General features: G+C 71.8%; 14 protein-coding genes. 4 read left to right on the top strand and 10 right to left on the bottom strand.

Going from position 1 to position 18,691, the window contains the following annotated elements:
- The first annotated feature begins 22 nt into the window (after nt 1-22).
- Nucleotides 23-1,528 (top strand): alpha-N-arabinofuranosidase, encoded by a 1,506-nt coding sequence (locus tag AB0E77_RS02705; protein WP_361564499.1) that lies wholly within the window; start codon nt 23-25, stop codon nt 1,526-1,528.
- Nucleotides 1,529-1,561: 33 nt separating this feature from the next.
- Here the strand turns inward: AB0E77_RS02705 and AB0E77_RS02710 are convergent, their stop codons facing one another.
- Nucleotides 1,562-4,300, bottom strand: a complete 2,739-nt coding sequence (locus AB0E77_RS02710; protein ID WP_361564501.1) for a beta-galactosidase — start codon at nt 4,298-4,300, stop codon at nt 1,562-1,564.
- Between the two features lie 96 nt (nt 4,301-4,396).
- On the opposite strand from AB0E77_RS02710, the gene AB0E77_RS02715 reads away from it, so the two are divergent.
- Together AB0E77_RS02715 and AB0E77_RS02720 are read left to right on the top strand one after the other, a co-directional pair.
- Nucleotides 4,397-4,855 (top strand): Rrf2 family transcriptional regulator, encoded by a 459-nt coding sequence (locus AB0E77_RS02715; protein ID WP_361564504.1) that lies wholly within the window; start codon nt 4,397-4,399, stop codon nt 4,853-4,855.
- Between the two features lie 171 nt (nt 4,856-5,026).
- Nucleotides 5,027-5,677, top strand: coding sequence for a DUF4360 domain-containing protein (locus AB0E77_RS02720; RefSeq protein ID WP_361564506.1), 651 nt, complete (start codon nt 5,027-5,029; stop codon nt 5,675-5,677).
- 9 nt (nt 5,678-5,686) lie between these two features.
- Here AB0E77_RS02720 and AB0E77_RS02725 read toward each other — a convergent pair whose 3' ends face one another.
- The 9 genes from AB0E77_RS02725 to AB0E77_RS02765 all read right to left on the bottom strand — a co-directional run bounded on the left by AB0E77_RS02725 (nt 5,687) and on the right by AB0E77_RS02765 (nt 17,795).
- On the bottom strand, nt 5,687-7,246 hold the full coding sequence (locus AB0E77_RS02725) for a substrate-binding domain-containing protein (RefSeq protein ID WP_361564508.1): 1,560 nt from the start codon (nt 7,244-7,246) through the stop codon (nt 5,687-5,689).
- A gap of 134 nt (nt 7,247-7,380) precedes the next feature.
- Nucleotides 7,381-9,024 (bottom strand): histidinol-phosphate transaminase, encoded by a 1,644-nt coding sequence (locus AB0E77_RS02730; protein WP_361564511.1) that lies wholly within the window; start codon nt 9,022-9,024, stop codon nt 7,381-7,383.
- Between the two features lie 169 nt (nt 9,025-9,193).
- On the bottom strand, nt 9,194-10,342 hold the full coding sequence (locus tag AB0E77_RS02735; protein WP_361564513.1) for an aldose epimerase family protein: 1,149 nt from the start codon (nt 10,340-10,342) through the stop codon (nt 9,194-9,196).
- Nucleotides 10,343-10,406: 64 nt separating this feature from the next.
- Nucleotides 10,407-11,651 carry a multiple monosaccharide ABC transporter permease gene (mmsB, locus tag AB0E77_RS02740; RefSeq protein WP_361564515.1) on the bottom strand — a complete coding sequence of 415 codons (1,245 nt, stop codon included), beginning with the start codon at nt 11,649-11,651 and terminating at the stop codon, nt 10,407-10,409.
- A complete protein-coding gene (gene mmsA, locus AB0E77_RS02745; RefSeq protein WP_361564518.1) occupies nt 11,648-13,198 on the bottom strand; it encodes a multiple monosaccharide ABC transporter ATP-binding protein in 1,551 nt (516 codons plus the stop codon). Before mmsA ends, mmsB begins: the two co-directional genes overlap by 4 nt.
- A 32-nt stretch (nt 13,199-13,230) precedes the next feature.
- Nucleotides 13,231-14,340 (bottom strand): multiple monosaccharide ABC transporter substrate-binding protein, encoded by a 1,110-nt coding sequence (gene chvE / locus AB0E77_RS02750; protein WP_361564520.1) that lies wholly within the window; start codon nt 14,338-14,340, stop codon nt 13,231-13,233.
- Nucleotides 14,341-14,484: 144 nt separating this feature from the next.
- Nucleotides 14,485-15,480: a hypothetical protein gene (locus AB0E77_RS02755; RefSeq protein ID WP_361564522.1), complete on the bottom strand. Its 996-nt coding sequence runs from the start codon at nt 15,478-15,480 to the stop codon at nt 14,485-14,487.
- A gap of 147 nt (nt 15,481-15,627) precedes the next feature.
- Nucleotides 15,628-16,632 carry an alcohol dehydrogenase catalytic domain-containing protein gene (locus tag AB0E77_RS02760; protein ID WP_361564525.1) on the bottom strand — a complete coding sequence of 335 codons (1,005 nt, stop codon included), beginning with the start codon at nt 16,630-16,632 and terminating at the stop codon, nt 15,628-15,630.
- Nucleotides 16,629-17,795 (bottom strand): mandelate racemase/muconate lactonizing enzyme family protein, encoded by a 1,167-nt coding sequence (locus AB0E77_RS02765; protein WP_361564527.1) that lies wholly within the window; start codon nt 17,793-17,795, stop codon nt 16,629-16,631. Before AB0E77_RS02765 ends, AB0E77_RS02760 begins: the two co-directional genes overlap by 4 nt.
- A 214-nt stretch (nt 17,796-18,009) precedes the next feature.
- On the opposite strand from AB0E77_RS02765, the gene AB0E77_RS02770 reads away from it, so the two are divergent.
- A complete protein-coding gene (locus AB0E77_RS02770; RefSeq protein ID WP_361564530.1) occupies nt 18,010-18,690 on the top strand; it encodes a hypothetical protein in 681 nt (226 codons plus the stop codon).
- The last annotated feature ends 1 nt before the right edge of the window (nt 18,691 follow it).

Raw genomic sequence — 18,691 nt, forward strand, 5'->3', positions numbered from 1 at the left:
AGTCACCCCCCGAAAGGAAAAGATGCGCCCCGCCCGCTTCACCCTCGACCCCGCCTTCACCGTCGGCGCCGTCAGCCCCCGCCTCTTCGGCTCCTTCGTCGAACACCTCGGACGCTGCGTGTACACCGGCGTCTTCGAACCGGGCCACCCCACCGCGGACGCCGAGGGCCTGCGCCAGGACGTGCTGGACCTGGTCCGCGAGCTCGGTGTGACCGCCGTCCGCTACCCCGGCGGCAACTTCGTCTCCGGCTACAAGTGGGAGGACTCGGTCGGCCCGGTGGAGGACCGCCCGCGCCGCCTGGACCTGGCCTGGCGCTCCACCGAGACCAACCGCTTCGGCCTCTCCGAGTACATCGCCTTCCTCAAGAAGATCGGCCCCCGGGCCGAGCCCATGATGGCCGTCAACCTCGGCACCCGAGGCGTCGCCGAGGCCCTCGAACTCCAGGAGTACGCCAACCACCCCTGTGGCACGGCCCTGTCGGACCTGCGCGCCGAGCACGGCGACAAGGACCCCTTCGGCATCCGGCTCTGGTGCCTGGGCAACGAGATGGACGGCCCCTGGCAGACCGGCCACAAGACCGCCGAGGAGTACGGCCGCGTCGCCGCCGAGACGGCCCGCGCCATGCGCCAGATCGACCCGGACGTCGAACTCGTCGCCTGCGGCTCCTCCAGCCAGGCCATGGAGACCTTCGCCGCGTGGGAGGCGACGGTCCTCCAGGAGACGTACGACCTCGTCGACTACGTCTCCCTGCACGCCTACTACGAGCCGCTCGACGGCGACGTGGACTCCTTCCTGGCCTCCGCCGTGGACATGGAGTCCTTCATCGAGAACGTCGTCGCCACCTGCGACCACGTCGGCGCCCGCCTCAAGTCGAAGAAGAAGATCAACCTCTCCTTCGACGAGTGGAACGTCTGGTACATGGCGAAGACCCAGGCCGAGGTCAGCGCCCTGGACTGGCCCGAGGCGCCGCGGCTGCTGGAGGACAACTACAGCGTCACCGACGCCGTCGTCCTCGGCTCGCTCCTCATCGCCCTGCTGCGGCACGCCGACCGCGTCACCGTGGCCTGCCTCGCCCAGCTGGTCAACGTCATCGCCCCGATCATGACCGAGCCGGGCGGCCCGGCCTGGCGCCAGACCACCTTCTTCCCCTTCTCCCAGGCCTCGAAGCACGGCCGCGGCGAGGTCCTCGACGTCCGCGTGGACTCCCCGACGTACGACACGGCGAAGTACGGCGAGGCCGACCTCCTGCACGCCACCGCCGTGCGCGCCGAGGACGGCACCGTCACCGTCTTCGCGGTCAACCGCTCCCGCACCGAGCCGCTGCCCCTCGACGTCGCCCTGAACGGCCTCGACCTGACCGAGGTCGTCGAGCACAGCGCCCTCGCGGACGCCGACCCCGACGCCCGCAACACCCTCGCCGAGCCCGACCGGGTCGTCCCGCACGCGGTCGAGGGCACCGCCCTGAGGGACGGTGGACTGACCGCCGTCCTGGAGCCGCTGTCCTGGAACGTGATCCGCCTCGCCTGACCCGGCGTCAGGACCCTTGCGCAGGCCTCGGCGTCACGCCTTCCGGCGGCCGGGGGAGGCGACCGGTGTCACCGGCACCCCTCCGGCCGCGCCGCCCAGCAGGGTGAGCCGCACGGCCCCCGGCCCCGCGGGCGTGCCGCCGCCGGCCAGCACCGCCAGGGCGAGGGTGTTGGCGGCGGCGCGCGTGCGCAGGATGCCACCCGGCAGCGCTAGGGTGCGCCGGGCGTCGCCTCCCGCGTACTCGCCCATGTTCCAGCCGTTCAGGAAGACCTGGACGCGGTGGCCGCCGTCCGGGGCGTCGTCGAACGTCAGCCCCACCGAGGCGTCCGCCTCCGGCGGGACGTCCAGCCGGAACGTCGTCCGGTACCACGTGACGCCCTGCCGCCGGTCCGCGCGCGGCAGCGACACCGACTCCCAGCCGCCGTCGTCGTACCCGGGCAGGTGCCAGCCCTTCCGCTCGCCGTACAGGCCGCCGTGGTTGAGCGGCCCGCGCACCGGGTCGGGGGCCGTGGCGCCGCGCAGCCGCCAGCGCACCTCCGGGGAGACGCCCCCGAAGGTGACCGACGTGAGCCCGCGGGCCGCCCGGTAGTCGTCCTCGGCGTGCTGGGTGCGCCGGACCAGGACGGACAGCACGGGCGTGTGCGGCTGTCCGGCCGCCGCCCGCTCGCGCAGCCGTGCGCGCAGCCTCCGCGGCAGCAGGAAGCCGGCCGTGCCGGACCACGTGCCCTTCCCGTCCTCCCGGTCCACCTCGTGGGTGCCCAGCGGCTCCCCGTCCAGCCAGGCCATGAGCATCCCGCGGGCGCCCGTGCCGTAGGCGAGGGAGACGGACTCCAGCCCGGCGGCGCCGGTGAGCCGGCCCCGGTACCAGACGTCGCCGTAGTGGAAGCCGTAGTCGTCGGCGAAGAGCACCGGCTGCTCGTCGGGCACCGGCGTCGTGCTGTACGAGATGCGGCGGTCGGCGACCGTCCAGCCCGAGTCGTCGTAACCGGGCTCTGCCTCCGGGTTCTCCCTCCGGCACCGCCAGCCGTCGAGCGCGGGCAGCACCAGCCTCGGCGGGCCGGGCAGCGGACGCCTGGTCCCCAGGCCCCCGTCCCGGCCGGCCGACGTGGCGACCGCGCGGCCGTTCCAGGTGACGTCGGTGATGCCGCGCGGCGCCCACACCTCCAGCCCGTACACGTCGGCCGTGTCCCCGGTCAGCCGCACCGTGTGGCCGTCCAGGACGGCGTCGCGCAGCAGCGTCGGGCCGTACACGAGCCCCTTGCCGGTCGGGGTGTCGAAGGGCCACAGCCGCAGGGAGACGGCGTCGTCGGCGAAGAGGAGCAGCAGGGTGCGGTCGGAGCCGGCGCTGCGCACCCGCACCCGGGCCAGGCCGTCCGCCCCGAGCGGCACCGTCACGTGCAGCTTGTCCTTGTCGTACGCCCAGGCCGCCTCCGCGTCCAGCCGGGTGGGCCAGGGCTCCTCCGGGCAGTCCAGCACGACCTGCGCCGTCTCGCCGGTGCGGCCCACGAAGGCGGCGATGTCCAGCCGTCCGACGCTCATGGTGAGCAGGGGCTGCACGGTGGCGTGGGCCAGCTTGCGCCCCCCGCCCAGGTCGAGGCCGGCGGCGAGCAGCCTGGCGTCCCGCGCGGGCACGGAGACCCGGACGTCCGTCCCGTTCAGCGGGAGGGTGGACCTCACGTCCGCGGCCGAGTCGTTGCGCAGGACGTACACCTGCGTGCCGGTGTCCGGGTTGGTCAGGTGGCGCACCTGGAGCCGGGGGTCGCCGGCCGGGACGGCGGGCGCCGGCTCCAGCCGCGCCAGGTCGGGGACATGGCGCAGCAGGTGCCCGATCTGGTGGAGCGGGGCGAGCCGCTCCGTGGGCCTGCGCGCCTCGTCGATCGGCGCCGCGGGGTCGTACGCGGGGGCGGGCGCCGACGGCGCGGCCAGCCAGCCCCACGAGGTCCCGCCGAACACCGGGCCGGTGCTGTGCAGCGTGACGCCCCGCGCGAGGTCGGTGAGGTGGACCCGCCGGGCCTCGGCCGCGTCCGCGGTCCGCCGTGTCTCCCCGAGGGCGAGCGGGGTGCCGTCGTGGAGGAGGGGGACGTCGATGCCGTCCGCGCGGAGCCTCGCCTCCAGGTGGCCGAGCAGGCCGTGCTGCGGGGCGTCGGCCCGGTAGAGGAGGACCGTGCCGGTGCCCCGGGTGTACTGGTGCCGGGCGGCGACGGCGTTCACGTGGCCCAGCCACTCGTCGGCGTGCCGCAGATACGCCGGATCCGCACTCCGGGCGTCCGCCCCGGCCGCCGTCAGCCAGCCCGGCAGGCCGCCGGCGTCGACGTCCGCGACGATGCGCGGGCCCGGCCGCAGGACGACGTACAGACCGGTCTCGGCGGCGGTGCGCAGGAACAGGTCCAGGTCGCGGACGCCGGTGAAGTCGTACCGTCCCGGGGCGGGGGAGTGCTGGTGCCAGGCGAGGGGCACCTCGACCGCGTTGAAGCCCGACGCCCGCATCTTCTGGAGCACGTCCCGCCACAGCGACGGGCTCGGCAGCCGGAAGGGGTGCAGCTCGCCGGCCCACAGCACGAGGCGTCTGCCGTCGACCAGCAGGGAGTGCCGGTCGAAGGCGACCCGGTGGCGCACCCCGTCGGCGCCGGGCGGCGCGGGCCGCGGCCCGGTGGACGCGTCGCCGGGCGCGCCGGAGGCCGGCACCGCCCCGCCGCCCACGCTGCCGCCGAGGGCGAGACCGAGGACGCCGGTGCCCGCGAGGGCGCTGAAAACTCGTCTGCTGAGCTCCAAGGGAGCCTCTCCTGTTGCCTGTACCGCCGGTGCCGGTGAGACCGCCGGGTCACCTGTGCCGGGCCCATTGTCCACAACGCCCCGCACAATGGACGCATGAGGATCTCGGCACGGGCGGACTACGCGGTACGGGCGGTGCTGGAACTGGCCGTCCGGCAGGGCGAGCACCCCGTGAAGGCGGAGGAGGTCGCCACCGCCCAGGACATCCCGCACAAGTTCCTGGAGGGCATCCTCGGAGACCTGCGCCGGGGCGGCATCGTGGAGAGCCGGCGGGGCGGGGGCGGCGGGTACCGGCTGGCGCGCGAGGCGGCCGAGGTCACGGTCGCGGACGTCATCCGGGCGGTGGACGGCCCGATCGTCTCGGTGCGCGGCGAGCGTCCGACGGGCCTCGTGTACACGGGCACGGCGGGGCCGCTGCTGCCGCTGTGGGTGGCGCTGCGCGCCAATGTCCGCCGGATCCTGGAGGGCGTGACCATCGCGGACCTGGCCGCCGGCGCGCTGCCGGACCCGGTGCGGCGGCTGGCGGCGGAACCGGCGGCGTGGGAGAACCCTTAGACCCCCCTGACGGGCCCCGCTTTTGGCCGGAGTTCCACCTGTCCGGGGCGAACGGGCTCCGCTTACGATGCGACCGCCCTGTGGATGACATGTGCACGACCATTCACATGGCGCACACATTCAACCAGTTCCCGTTCCGCTTCCACCCCCCACCGACCGGATGGGAGACCCATGGCCACCGGCCTGCTCCTGAGCGGCACGATCGCCGCGCTCCTCACCTCCGCGCTGCCCGCGCAGCACCCGTCCTCCGGCGGGTTCGAGGACCCGCCCCCGGACAAGATCGTCATCAAGGTCGCCACGGTGAACGGCTCCGGCTGCCCCCAGGGCACGACCGCCGTCGCCGTCTCCGAGGACAACACGGCCTTCACCGTCACCTACAGCGACTACCTGGCCCAGGCGGGCGGCGACTCGGCGCCCACCGCGTACCGCAAGAACTGCCAGCTCAACCTGCTCGTCCACGTCCCGCAGGGCTTCACCTACGCCGTCGCGAGCGTCGACTACCGCGGCTTCGCCGCGCTCCAGCCGGGCGCCAAGGGCACCCAGCGGGCCTCGTACTACTTCCAGGGCTCCCCGAACACGGAGTACCGCAGCCACCCGTTCAACGGCCCCTACGACGACAACTGGCAGGCCACCGACTCCACCGACTGGGCCCAGCTGGTCTGGGCGCCCTGCGGGGTCCAGCGCAACTTCAACGTCAACACGGAACTGCGGGTGAGCGCCGGGACGGACCGGGACCAGGTCAGCTTCATGACGATGGACTCGACGGACGGCGACATCAGCACCGTCTACCACCTGGCGTGGAAGGAGTGCCCGGAGTCCTGACCCGACGGGTCACGTCCCGCCCGGCCGGCACAGCAGGGGCTTGTCCAGTTCCGCGCAGGGGCGGTGGCCCTTGGACCGGATGACGTCCTTGCCGACCTCGTTGGCGAGGTAGCGCAGGAATCCCGCGGCGACCGAGTCCGCCGGGGGTTCCCCGTAGGTGTAGGCGATCTCGGTCTCCCAGTACGGGTACGCGCCCTCGTCGGCACCCTCGAGGGTCGCCGGGTAGCCGTCGATGCGGACCAGCCGCACGTCGTCGCGGGCGGTGGCGGCGCCGACCTCGCTGTGGCCGAGGGCTCCCGGTGTGGAGGCCACGGTGTCCAGCAGGGTCGGCGTGGCGCCCACCTCGCAGCGGCCCGGCCCGCGGGTGTCCAGGCTGTTGCAGTCGTTGGCGGTCGTCGCGAGCAGCGGCCGGCCGGCCAGCACCTGCTTCTGGAGCGTGGTCCGGGTGCCGGAGCCGGGGTTGCGGCTGACGAGCTGGACCGGCAGGTCGTTGCCCTTCACCTGGCTCCAGTTGGTGATCTCGCCCGCGTAGATGCGCCGCACCTGGTCCAGCGACAGGTCCCGCACCCCGGCGTCCCGGTTCACGACGAGGGTGAACAGGGACAGGGCGACGGGACGGGGCAGCAGCTGGGTGCGGCCGTCGGACTTGGGGCCGTCGCTGAAGGACAGCCGGTCGCCCAGGCCCTCCTCCGGCGCCGCCTTGCGTCCCGCCGCCGCGAGGGCGTCCAGACCGGGGACGCTGCCCTTGAAGGAGTCGTCGGTCAGCGGGATCCGGGCGTCGGGGCAGGTCTTCGTGTACTGCTTCGCCGCCTGCTCCAGGACCGGCTGGAAGGCGGTGGAGCCCGACAGGTGCAGCGTCCCGGCGGCGCAGTCCAGCGGCGCCGCCCGCGGTTCGTCGTCCCGGGCGAAGACGGACACGGACTGGGTGACGCTCACCAGCACGAGGACGGCGAGCAGCCAGCGCACCGGGCGGGAGGCGAAGGGGTAGTACTCGGTCTTCTTGATGGTCCCGCCGCGCACCCCGCCGACGACGCCCGCGGTGACCTCCGGGCCGGGGAAGTCGGCGTCGGTGAACTCCGGTACGCGGTCCAGGACCGCCAGCACCTTGTAGTGCGCCCGGCGGTTGAGCTTGACCTTGGGCAGCCTGATGACACCGTCCGTGGAGCCGAGGCCCGGCGTTCCCGGCGCGAAGAAGTCGCGCAGCACGGTGTGGCTGCACTCCGTCACGACCATGCCGACGACGCGGCGGCCCGGGAACGCCACGCGTATGCCCACCGGGTCGTTGGCGGGGGCCACGTAGTCGTCCTCGACGATCGGCGTCCAGCCCACGTTCTCGATGCGCAGCAGCACGACCGAGGGGTCGCGCAGCTCGGAGCCGTCCCACTGGAGCCGCCGCAGGATCCCGGCCGCCGGGCCGGACGAGGTGGCCGAGTCGCGGGCGGTGGTGTCCATCTGCACGCGGTAGCCGAGCCGTTTGCGGCCCGCGAGGAAGAACTCCCACAGGGCGGCGGCCACGGGCACGGCGAGGCCGAGCACGGCGATCACCGATTCCCACGAAACTCCGTTCATTCACCGGCTCCAGGACGCGACGGCGGACAGCGGGGAGGCCATGGTGACCGGAGGGAGGGACGGCCGGCGGGGGATGCGCCGACCGTCCGCCGGGAATTCACCGGGGCGTCATCCGCGGCCCGGCGGTGCGGGGGTCAGCCGGTGCGGCCCATGCCCGCCGCGTTCGGCCACGCCTGCTGCGGCCCCGAACGGCCCGTCGCCGGGACCGGGTCCAGGCCGTTGGTGCCCCGGACCTGGGCGGCCGTCAGGCCCCCGCGGGCCGGGACGCCGGGCGGGGTGGGGCCGGTGGGCACGGGATACCCGGCGGCGGCCGGTGCGGGTGCGGGCGCCGGTACGGGCGTGGGCTGCGGGAACGGCGTGGGCTGCGGCACCGGTGCCGGCTGGGGGACCGGCACCGGCTGGGGATACGGCGCCGTCGGCTGCGGGAACGGCACCTGCTGCGGCACCTGCTGAGGCACCGCCGGTACCGGCGTCGAGCCGGGGTCCGCCGCCGCGGGGGCGACGGGGACCGCGGCGGGGAGCGGCATGCCGGTGCCGGCGGCCGGAGCGGCGAGCTGCCGCAGGCCCGCCCCGTTGGTCTCGCTCATCAGCCGGTCGATCGCCGCCGTGCCCGGGCTGTAGCCGGTCCCTGTGGCCGGCCCGGGCACGGCGGCTCCCCTCCCGGTCCCGTAGAGCACCTGTTCCAGGCCGGACACCAGGCGACGCACGTCCACCTGGGGGCGCACCACGAGACGCAGGAAGCGGCTGGAGGAGCCGATCTTGTTGCCGCACTCACGGACCAGGACCCGGTGCTCGGTGAGCATGCGGTCCCGGACCACGGTGCCTTCGGCGCCCACGGGAAGCCGGACGAAGAGGAAGTTGCCCTGGGAGGGGTAGACGGTCAGACCGGGCAGCGCCGACAGCAGACCGGCCATCTCCAGCCGGTCGCGGCGGACCTGGTGCAGGCTCTGCGCGTACTCGGGGCCGTGGTCGCGCAGCATGAACACCACGTGCTCCGCGAAGGAGTTGAGGTTCCACTTGGGGAGCATGGCGCGCACCCGTCCGGCGAGCGCCGGGTTGGCGACCAGATAGCCGAAGCGGATGCCGTGCAGTCCGAAGTTCTTGCCGAGGCTGCGCAGCACGACGACGTTGGGCCGCAGCATCGCCTCCTGGACCACGCTGGGCTCCGCCTCCGCGTCGGCGAACTCCAGGAAGGACTCGTCGATCACCACCAGGTCCCGGTCGGCCATCGCGTCCATGAACTGCACGAGCGCCTGCTTGTGCTGGTAGCCGCCGTCGGGGTTGTTGGGGTTGCAGACCACCACCGTGCGCGTCCCCCTCGCCCGGACGAACTCGGCGTACTGCCCGAGGTCGAGGGCGAAGCCGCTGGACTCCTGGAGCGGGAACATGTCGACCCGCTTGCCGGTCTCCATGGGCTGGTCGGTCCAGCGGCCGAAGGTGGGGACGGGGACGGCGAGGGAGTCGCGGACCAGGAGGTGATCGATCCAGGTGATCAGCTCGGTGGAGCCGTTGCCCATCGCCACGCACTGCGGCGGCAGGCGGAGCAGGCCGCACAGCTCGGCCGTGATGGTGTCGGCGCCGCTCGGGTAGTACGTGATGATCTCCCGCAGCCGGGAGGCCATCTCGTCGAACATCGCCGGGGTGGGGAAGTACGGGTTGCAGGGGATGCAGAAGTCCACCGGCCCGCCCGACCCGTCGCCGCTCTCCCGCGTCAGCGCCGCCATCGAGGGGCTGTGCGCCGCGGTGCTGCGGAACAACGAGGTGACGTTGCCGGACAAAGGTGCCTCCGTGGGTGAGCGGCCCGCGCGGGGGAACGCGGGCCGCACCTGTATACGGAGACGGACGGGACGCCGTTCAACTCGTGTGAAGAAAGTGTGCCCTCACGACGCCACGACGCCGACGCCACGACACCACGACGTCGACGTCACGACGTCACGACGTCACGGCTCACGCGTCGAACGAGTGCACCGTCGTCGTCCGGTACGTCTGCCCCGGGCGCAGCACGGTCGACGGGAACGACGGCTGGTTCGGCGAGTCCGGGAAGTGCTGGGTCTCCAGGCACAGCGCGTCGCCCTGCCGGTAGACGGAGCCGCCGGGGCCGGTCAGGGTGCCGTCGAGGAAGTTGCCCGAGTAGAACTGGAGCCCCGGCTGGTCGGTGGCGATGCGCAGGGTGCGGCCGGAGGCGCCGTCGCGCAGGGTGGCGATGTGCTCGGGGCGCTCGGTGACGCCCTTGTCCAGCACCCAGTTGTGGTCGAAGCCCTTGGCGGTGACCAGCTGCGGGTGGCCGGCCCGGATGTCCCGGCCGATCGGCTTGGCGCGGCGGAAGTCGAACGGGGTGCCCGCGACCTTCGCCAGCTCGCCGGTGGGGATCAGCCCGGCGTCGGTGGGCGTGAACCGGGAGGCGGCGATCGACAGCTCGTGGTCCTCGATCGTGCCGCTGCCCTCGCCGGCCAGGTTCCAGTAGACATGGCTGGTGAGGTTGACGACGGTGGCCTTGTCGGTGGTGGCCTCGTAGTCGATGCGCCACTCACCGCGCCGGGTGAGCGTGTACGTCACCGTCGCCCGGAGCGTGCCCGGGTAGCCCATCTCGCCGTCGAGGCTGGTGTAGTGCAGGACCAGGCCCACGTCGGAGCCCCGGGTGAACGGCTCGACGTCCCACACCCGGTAGTCGAAGCCCAGGGCGCCGCCGTGCAGGGAGTTCTCGCCGTCGTTGACCGAGAGCTGGTACTGCTTGCCGTCCAGGGTGAAGCGGCCCTTGGCGATGCGGTTGCCGTAGCGGCCGATCAGGGCGCCGAAGTGCGGGCTGCGGGCCACGTAGTCCTCGAGGTCGTCGAAGCCCAGGGAGACGTTCGCGTACCGGCCGCGGCGGTCGGGGATCTCCAGGGACTGCACGACACCGCCGTACGACAGCACCTTCATCCGCGTGCCGCCGTTCTCCAGCGACCAGCGGTACACCTTCGTGCCGTCGGCGAGCGTGCCGAAGAGCTCCTTCACAGGCTTCCTGCCTCCCGTGGCATGTGCCGTGCCGCCGAGCGTGGTGGCGGCGATGCCGGCGGCCGCGGCCGATGCCATGACCGTGCGTCTGCTCAGTTCCATTGCGGCTCCTGTACTTCCGTGGAAAGAAGCGGGCCCCGCCCGGATGGGGCGGGGCCCGGAGTGACTACGAACCGACCTTGCGCTTGTTCCACACGTCGAACCCGACCGCGGCCAGCAGGACCAGGCCCTTGATGACCTGCTGCCAGTCCGTGCCGATGCCGACGAGGTTCATACCGTTGTTCAGCACGCCCAGGACCAGACCGCCGATGATCGCGCCGAGGACCGTGCCGACGCCGCCGCTCATCGACGCGCCGCCGATGAACGAGGCCGCGATGGCCTCCAGCTCGAAGTTGAGGCCGGCCTTGGGCGAGGCCGCGTTGAAGCGGGAGGCGAAGACGAGACCCGCCAGGGCCGCCAGCATGCCCATGTTCAGGAAGACCAGGAAGGTGACCTTCTTGTCCTTCACACCCGACAGCTTGGCCGCGGGCAGGTTGCCGCCGATGGCGTAGATGTGGCGGCCGATGATCGCGTTGCGCATCAGATAGCCGAAGCCGACGACGAGCACGCCCAGGATGAGCAGCACGATCGGGGCGCCCTTGTAGCTGGCCAGCAGCAGCGTGACCACGAGGACGGCGGCGACCAGCGCGACCAGCTTGAGCAGGAACAGCTTGGCGGGGAGCACGTCCAGGGAGAACTCCTGCTGGCGCCCCCGGTCGCGCACCTCCTGGTAGACCACGAAGGCGATCAGAGCGAATCCGAGCAGCAGGGTGAGGTTGTGGTAGTTGGTGTTCGGGCCGACCTCGGGCAGGAAGCCGTTGGCGATCTTCTGGAGGTCCTTCGGGAAGGGGCCGAGCGTCTGGCCCTTCAGGAAGATCTCCGTCAGACCGCGGAAGAGCAGCATGCCCGCGAGGGTCACGATGAACGACGGTATGCCGAGATAGGCGATGAAGAACCCCTGCACGGCTCCCGCGAGCGCGCCGATGGCCAGGCACAGCACCACCGCGAGCGGCCAGGACAGATCGTGCTCGACCATCAGCACGGCGGCCGTCGCGCCGATGAACGCCGTCAGCGAGCCGACCGACAGGTCGATGTGGCCCGCGATGATGACGAGCATCATGCCGATCGCGAGGATCAGGATGTAGCTGTTCTGCAGCACCAGGTTGGAGACGTTGCGCGGCAGCAGCAGGTCCCCGTTCGACCAGACGGCGAACAGTGCCACGATCAGGCCGAGGGCGATCAGCATGCCGTACTGGCGCATGTTGCGGCGCATGCCGTCGAGCATCAGCTGCAGCAGGCCGCCCCCGTCGGCGGAAGCGCCCTTGCCCGGTGGTGCGGGGGCCGGGGTCTTGGCGGTCACGTCCGTGCTCATCGGGTTACCTCTTTGTCCTTCGTCATCTGACGCATCAGCGCTTCCTGCGACGCCTCGGCCCGTGAGAACTCACCGGTGAGCCTTCCGGCGGCCATCGTGTAGATGCGGTCGCACATGCCGAGCAGCTCCGGCAGTTCGGAGGAGATGAAGACGACCGCCTTGCCCTGGGCGGCCAGCTGGTCGATGACCGTGTAGATCTCGTACTTGGCGCCCACGTCGATGCCGCGCGTGGGCTCGTCCAGGATCAGCACCTCGGGACCCGCGAAGATCCACTTGCTGAGGACGACCTTCTGCTGGTTGCCGCCGGACAACTTGCCCACCGGCTCGAAGACGGTCGGCGCCTTGATGTTCATGGAGGTGCGGAAGCCCTCGGCGACCTGCCGTTCCCCGTGCTCGTCGACGACACCCCGTTTGGCGACCTTGCCCAGCGCGGTCAGCGAGATGTTCCGGTTGATGGTGTCGATGAGGTTGAGGCCGTAGTGCTTGCGGTCCTCGGTGACGTACGCGATGCCGTGCCCGACCGCCTCCGGGACGGTCTTGGTGCGGATCTCCCTGCCGTCGCGCAGGACCGTGCCGCCCGTGTACCGGCCGTAGGTGCGGCCGAACACGCTCATCGCCAGCTCCGTGCGGCCGGCGCCCATGAGACCGGCGATGCCGACGATCTCCCCGCGCCGGACCTCGACCGACACGTCGTCGACGACCTTGCGCTGCTGGTCGATGGGGTGGTGGACGGTCCAGTTGCGGATCTCCAGGGCGGGCGCGGCGCCCTCCTCCGGCTGGTGCGGGGTCCGCTCCGGGAAGCGGTTCTCCAGGTCGCGGCCGACCATCCCGCTGATGATCCGGTCCTCGGTGGTCTCCGCCGCCTTCACGTCGAGCGTCTCGATGGAGCGCCCGTCGCGGATGATCGTGACCGAGTCGGCGACCCGGCGGATCTCGTTGAGCTTGTGGGAGATGATGATCGAGGTCATCCCCTGTTCCTTCAACTGAAGGATCAGGTCGAGGAGTTTGCCGCTGTCCTCGTCGTTGAGCGCCGCCGTCGGCTCGTCGAGGATGAGCAGCTTCACCTTCTTCGACAGCGCCTTGGCGATCTCCACCAGCTGCTGCTTGCCCACGCCGATGTCGGCGACCCGGGTCTCCGGGTGCTCGTCGAGCCCGACGCGGCGCAGCAGTTCGGTGGCGTGCCTGAGGGTGTCGTGCCAGTTGATCAGCCCGCGCTTGGCGTGCTCGTTGCCGAGGAAGATGTTCTCCGCGATGGAGAGGTACGGCACCAGCGCCAGCTCCTGGTGGATGATCACGATGCCGTGCTGTTCGCTCGCCCGGATGTCCTTGAACCGGCAGGTCTCCCCCTCGAAGAGGATGTCCCCCTCGTAACTGCCGTGCGGATGGACGCCGGAGAGCACCTTCATCAGGGTCGACTTGCCGGCGCCGTTCTCGCCGCAGATGGCGTGGACCTCGCCCTGGTGAACGGTCAGCGTGACGTCCGACAGCGCTTTGACACCGGGGAAGGTCTTGACGATCGAGCGCATTTCCAGGACGGGTCCCGCCATGGTCGTGCCTTCCAATCCTTGGGTGGGCCCGGTTACTTGAGGTCGTTCTCGGTGTAGTAGCCGCCGTCGATCAGGACCTGCTTGTAGTTGGCCTTGTCGACGCTGACCGGCTGGAGCAGGTAGGCCGGGACGACCTTGGAGCCGTTGTCGTAGGACTTGGTGTCGTTGACCTCGGGCTTCTTGTCGTTGAGCACCGCGTCGACCATGTTCGAGGCGACCTTGGCGAGCTGGCGCAGGTCCTTGTAGACGGTCTGCGTCTGCTCGCCCGCGATGATCGACTTCACCGAGGCGACCTCGGCGTCCTGGCCCGTGACGACGGGCATGGCCTTGCCGGCGGAGCCGTAGCCGTCCGACTTCAGGGCGGACAGGATGCCGATGGAGATGCCGTCGTACGGCGAGAGGACGGCGTCGACGCGGGCGCTGCGGTAGCTGGAGGTCAGCAGGTCGTCCATGCGCTTCTGCGCGGTGCCGCCGTCCCAGCGCAGGGTGGTGACCTGGTTGAGGGCGGTCTGCTTGGAGCGGACGACGAGCTGGCCCTTGTCCATGTACGGCTTCAGGACGTTCATCGCGCCCTGGAAGAAGTACTTGGTGTTGTTGTCGTCGTTGGAGCCGGCGAACAGCTCGATGTTGAAGGGGCCCTTCTTGGAGCCGTCCTTCAGGCCGAGCTTGTCGATGATGTAGCCGCCCTGGAGCTCGCCGACCTTCTCGTTGTCGAACGAGGCGTAGTAGTCGACGTTCTCGGTGCCGAGGATCAGCCGGTCGTAGGAGATCACCGGGATGTCGGCGTCCTTGGCCTGCTGGAGCACGTTGCCCAGGGACTTGTTGTCGATCGCGGCGACGATCAGGGCGTCCACGCCCTGCGTGATCATGTTCTCGATCTGGGAGACCTGCTGGTCGGGGTCGTCCTCGCCGTAGACGAGCTTGGTCTTGTACCCCTTGGCCTTCAGTTCCTTCTCGACGTTGGCGCCGTCGGCTATCCAGCGCTCGGAGGACTTGGTGGGCATCGCGATGCCGATGGTGGCGCCGTCGCTGCCGCCCTTGTCCTCGCTGCCCCCCTCGCTGTTCTGGCCGCAGGCGGTCAGGGTGAGGGCGAGAGTGGCGGCCGAGGCGATGGCGGAGAGTGCGGCTCTGCGGTTGCGCATGGTCATCATCCTTGATGTGGGTGCAGGGCTCGGTCGGGTGGTGGTGCCGGAACGCTGGGAACGCTGAGGGTGGGACGACCGAGAGGCAGGTGTGTGGGATTGTGCGCGGTCGTGTCTTCTTTTGTGAAGGGGGTTTCCGGAACGTTATGACGAGATCTCGAACCGGTTGAGCGATCCCGGAAGCCGCGAACCGAGCGGTGCCATGTCCCCGCCGGCGCCGTGCCGTTCCAGCAGATCCAGGGCCAGCCGGCCGCGCCGCACCCGCTCCTTCGCGGTCGCCAGCGTCAGCTCCCGCAGGTGGTGCCCGTAGGGGTAGATCCCCGGCGCCTTCGACAGGCCGAACTTCAGGTACAGCGGGGCCCCGCGCCGGATCAGCTCGGCGACCTCGTACATGCGCACATAGCCGCCGAGGTCGTCGGGGGCCTCGATGTACATGTCCATCGGCGCGGCCGAAACCCGCCGGATCTCGGACAGGTGGTCCAGCGTCAGATCGCTGGGCACGTTGATCGAGTCGGCGCCGAGCCGCTCGTACACCTCGTAGGAGGCCGGGTTGACGGGGCCCACGAGCGCGGACAGCTTGAGCGTGGTCCCGGCGGGCAGGATTCCGGCCGACCGCGCCCGGTGCAGCGTCCACAGCACGCCCTCGTCGGCGACCAGCAGGCACTGGACGCCCAGCTCGGTCGCCCGTACGGCGTCCTCGACGCACCCCGCGACCGCGTCGTGGCCGCGCGCCCTGAGGCCCGCGCCGCCGGAGTCGGTCCGGGTGGAACCGCCGATGTCCCAGGTGCCGCGCGGGCCGGTGAACAGGCAGAGCTCGATGTCGCGTGCGGCGGTGACCTCGACCATCTCGGTGATCTCGGCGTCCGTCAGCATCCACACACCGCTGCCCTGGCTGATCCGGTGGATCGGCACGTCCAGCCGCGAGGACTCCTTGAGCACCACCGCCAGCGCCTCCGGCCCCTCGCAGGAGGGGACCTCGGTGCGCCAGCGGCCACCGCCCGGGAAGGAGTGCGGCGAGGCGTCGGCGGGGTCGAGGGCGGGCGCGGTCAGGCCGAGGGCGGCGAGCGCCTGCTCACCGGGTCTGCGGGCCACCGCGGCCTGGGCGGAAGGGACCGCTGCCTGGGCGGAAGAGTCGGTCACGGGCTGTCCTTCGTGTTCGATGAGCCGCCCCGATGCGCCTGTTCGAAATGCCGGACAGGGTTCGCGGCGAAGGGTACGGAAAGCTCGGGTCGTTGGGTGCACGCCGGTACGGAGGCCGTCAGGTCGCCCCCGTACCGGCGTACGGCTTCAGGGGCGCAGCAGCACCTTGCCGACCTTCGGGTCGCCGGCCCCGACCAGCTCGATGGCCTCGGCGAACTCGGTGAGCGGCAGCTCGTGCGTCACCAGCGGAAGCGGGTCGAGCAGACCGGCGGCGAAGACCCGCACGGTGTGCGCCCACGCCTCCGGCGGCGCCCCGAAGACCGTGTGCACCTCCAGCTGACGCACCACCAGGTCGGTCGGGTCGAGGCCGCCGGCGCCGGGCGCGGGGATGCCGGTCAGCACCAGGCGCCCGCCCCTGCGCAGCAGCGCCGCGGAGACGCGGGCCGCGTCCGCGGAACCGGCGGTCTCGATCACGACGTCGAAGTCGTCCGGCAGGGGCTGGTCCTTGGTCCGGAAGCCGGTCGCCCCGAACCGCCTCGACAGCGCCTCACGGTCCCCGCGGGTGCCGACCACCAGCAGCTCGGCCGGGGAGGCGGCGCGCAGGAACTGCACGGCGAACATGCCTAGCGTCCCGGTGCCGACGACGGCGACCCGCTCGCCGGGGCGGGCGTTCGCCTTGAGCGCGGCGGCCGCGATGCAGGCGGCCGGCTCCAGCAGCGCGGCCGCCGTCAGGTCGGCGTCGTCGGGCAGGACGTGCAGGAGACGGGCGGGCAGCGTCAGCGTGGGAGCCATCGCGCCCGGCTGGGTGAAGCCGGTCTCCTCGTACCCGGCGCCGCACAAGGTGGTCTCGCCCGCGTGACACCGGGCGCACACCTGGCAGTTGCGGAAGCCCTCGCCGACGACCTTGCGGCCCACCAGGGACGCCGGTGCCCCGGCGCCGACCGTCTCGACGGTCCCGGACCACTCGTGGCCGGGGGTGAGCGGGTACCGCACGTACCCCTCGGGCCGGTTGCCCTGGTAGACCTCGCGGTCGCTGCCGCAGATCCCGGCGGCGTGCACCCGCACCAGCGCCTCGCCCGGGCCGGGGTCGCGCGGCCGGTGCGCCACGAGCCGGTGCTCGCCCGGCGCCTCGACGACGACCGCGCGGCTCATGCCCCCGCTCCCTTGGGCTTGCGCTGCTCCCAGCCCTCGGCCCACAGGTCGAACCGGGCCTGCTGCTGCGGGAACTCGGCCGCCGCGTCGGTGTCCAGCTCCACGCCGAGCCCGGGCGCGTCGGACAGGTGGAAGCACCCGTCCTCCGGATCCACCACCGGCGCGCCCTTCACGACCTTCTTGATCTCCGCGTCGGCGAAGTCGTTGAAGTGCTCCAGGATCTTGAAGTTCGGAGAGGTGAAGCCGACCTGGAGGCTGGCGGCGGTGAGCACGGGACCGCCGACGTTGTGCGGGGCGACGAGCGTGTAGTGGGTCTCGGCGGTGGCGGCCAGCTTCCGCGTCTCCCAGATGCCGCCGATGTGGCCGACGTCCGGCTGGATGATGTCGACCGACTGGTCCTCGAACAGCTCGCGGAACTCGATCCGGTCGTGGATGCGCTCACCGGTGGCGACGGGAATGTCGACCTTCTCGGCGACCTTCCTCAGCGCCCGCAGGTTCTCCGGCGGCACCGGCTCCTCCAGCCAGGCCGGCTTGAAGGGCGCCATCTCCTTGGCGAGCCGCACGGCGGTGGCGGGGGAGAAGCGGCCGTGCATCTCCAGCATCAGCTCGGCCTCGGGGCCGATGGCGTCGCGCACGGCCTCGATCAGCGACACGGCGTACAGGGTCTGCTCGTGGTCCAGCTCGAAGTGCCCGGTGCCGAACGGGTCGATCTTCAGCGCCCGGTACCCGCGCTCCATCACGCCCTGCGCGGCCTTGTGGTACGCCTCCGGGGTGCGCTCGGTCGTGTACCAGCCGTTGGCGTACGCCTTGACCTTGTCGGTGACCTTGCCGCCGAGCAGCTGCCAGACCGGGACCCCGAGAGCCTTGCCCTTGATGTCCCAGCAGGCCATCTCGACGACGGCGATCCCGGACATCACGATCTCGCCGGCGCGGCCGTAGTCGCCGTACTTCATGCGGCGGACCAGGTCCTCGACAGCGAACGGGTCGGAGCCGAGAATGTGGTTGACCTCGGCTTCCTTCAAGTAACCGAGGAGCGCGTCGGTGTGGCCGAGCATCCGGGTCTCACCGACTCCGGTGAGGCCCTCGTCGGTGTGCACCTGGACGTACGTCAGGTTGCGCCACGGCGTCCCGACCACGTGTGTGCTGATTCCGGTGATGCGCACGGCGGTTGCCCTTCGCTCTGTTCGATATTTCGTCAGCCGTTCGAAATGCTGGCGTGACAGTAAGGAGGGTGCGGCGGGGGTGTCAATGGGTCGGACAGGTAACGGTTTCGGCAGTTTCGAAAGCAGGGGCGGAGCGCCTCCGGCCGCTTTCCCACACAACCTTCACAGCCATGGCTAGGAACGCGCCCCTCGCGGAACTTAACCTTCCCGCGTCATGGACTTCTGCCACCCGTGCCGACGGCACCTCAACGGCGCCCTCGCCTGCCCTGGGTGCGGCACTCCTGTCGAGCAACTGCCCATATCCGACGGCCGTGTGACGCCCGATGAGGAACGCGCACCGGACGCCGACGAGGCCCCCGGCGACGCGCGGCCGACGGGCGGTGGCAGGGCGAGCCGCCGGGACCGCAAGGCCGCCGCACACCGCCGCCGGCGCCGCCGGACGCTGCTCGTCGCCGCCGGCTTCGTCCTCGCGGCGGGCGGGCTGAGCCTCGCCGAACTCGGCATGGACGCCCCGGACTCCCCGTCCCGGCCGGCGGCCGCCGGGGGCGAGACGGCGGACGGCGCGTCGACGCGCGAGGTGGGGGAGGCGTCGGCGGTCCCGGCCGGCGACACCTCACGACCGGCCCGGCCCTCGCCCTCCGAGTCCCCGGACGCCTCGCCCTCGGCGTCCCCCTCGGCCTCGCCGTCGGCGTCCCCCTCCCCGGGCACGACGGAGTCCAGGCCCCCGACGACCCCCGGCTCCCGGCCCTCCGCGCCGGCCCCGGAGGCGACCCCGCCCTCGGACTCGCCGTCCACCCCCGAGGACCCCCCGTCCACCACCCCCGCCCCACCCCCGTCGGACCCGGAGCCCACCCCCACGGAGACCTGCGACCGCTTCCTGTGGTGGTGCACCTAGG

The sequence above is a fragment of the Streptomyces sp. NPDC032940 genome (assembly GCF_040636935.1).
GTDB lineage: Bacteria > Actinomycetota > Actinomycetes > Streptomycetales > Streptomycetaceae > Streptomyces.

Bases quoted from the DNA above. Each gene is read 5' to 3' on its own strand.
- AB0E77_RS02705 (WP_361564499.1), top strand. From the start codon at position 23: ATGCGCCCCGCCCGCTTCACCCTCGACCCCGCCTTCACCGTCGGCGCC.
- AB0E77_RS02715 (WP_361564504.1), top strand. From the start codon at position 4,397: ATGAGGATCTCGGCACGGGCGGACTACGCGGTACGGGCGGTGCTGGAA.
- AB0E77_RS02720 (WP_361564506.1), top strand. From the start codon at position 5,027: ATGGCCACCGGCCTGCTCCTGAGCGGCACGATCGCCGCGCTCCTCACC.
- AB0E77_RS02725 (WP_361564508.1), bottom strand. From the start codon at position 7,246: ATGAACGGAGTTTCGTGGGAATCGGTGATCGCCGTGCTCGGCCTCGCC.
- AB0E77_RS02735 (WP_361564513.1), bottom strand. From the start codon at position 10,342: ATGGAACTGAGCAGACGCACGGTCATGGCATCGGCCGCGGCCGCCGGC.
- mmsB (WP_361564515.1), bottom strand. From the start codon at position 11,651: ATGAGCACGGACGTGACCGCCAAGACCCCGGCCCCCGCACCACCGGGC.
- mmsA (WP_361564518.1), bottom strand. From the start codon at position 13,198: ATGGCGGGACCCGTCCTGGAAATGCGCTCGATCGTCAAGACCTTCCCC.
- chvE (WP_361564520.1), bottom strand. From the start codon at position 14,340: ATGCGCAACCGCAGAGCCGCACTCTCCGCCATCGCCTCGGCCGCCACT.
- AB0E77_RS02760 (WP_361564525.1), bottom strand. From the start codon at position 16,632: ATGAGCCGCGCGGTCGTCGTCGAGGCGCCGGGCGAGCACCGGCTCGTG.
- AB0E77_RS02770 (WP_361564530.1), top strand. From the start codon at position 18,010: ATGGACTTCTGCCACCCGTGCCGACGGCACCTCAACGGCGCCCTCGCC.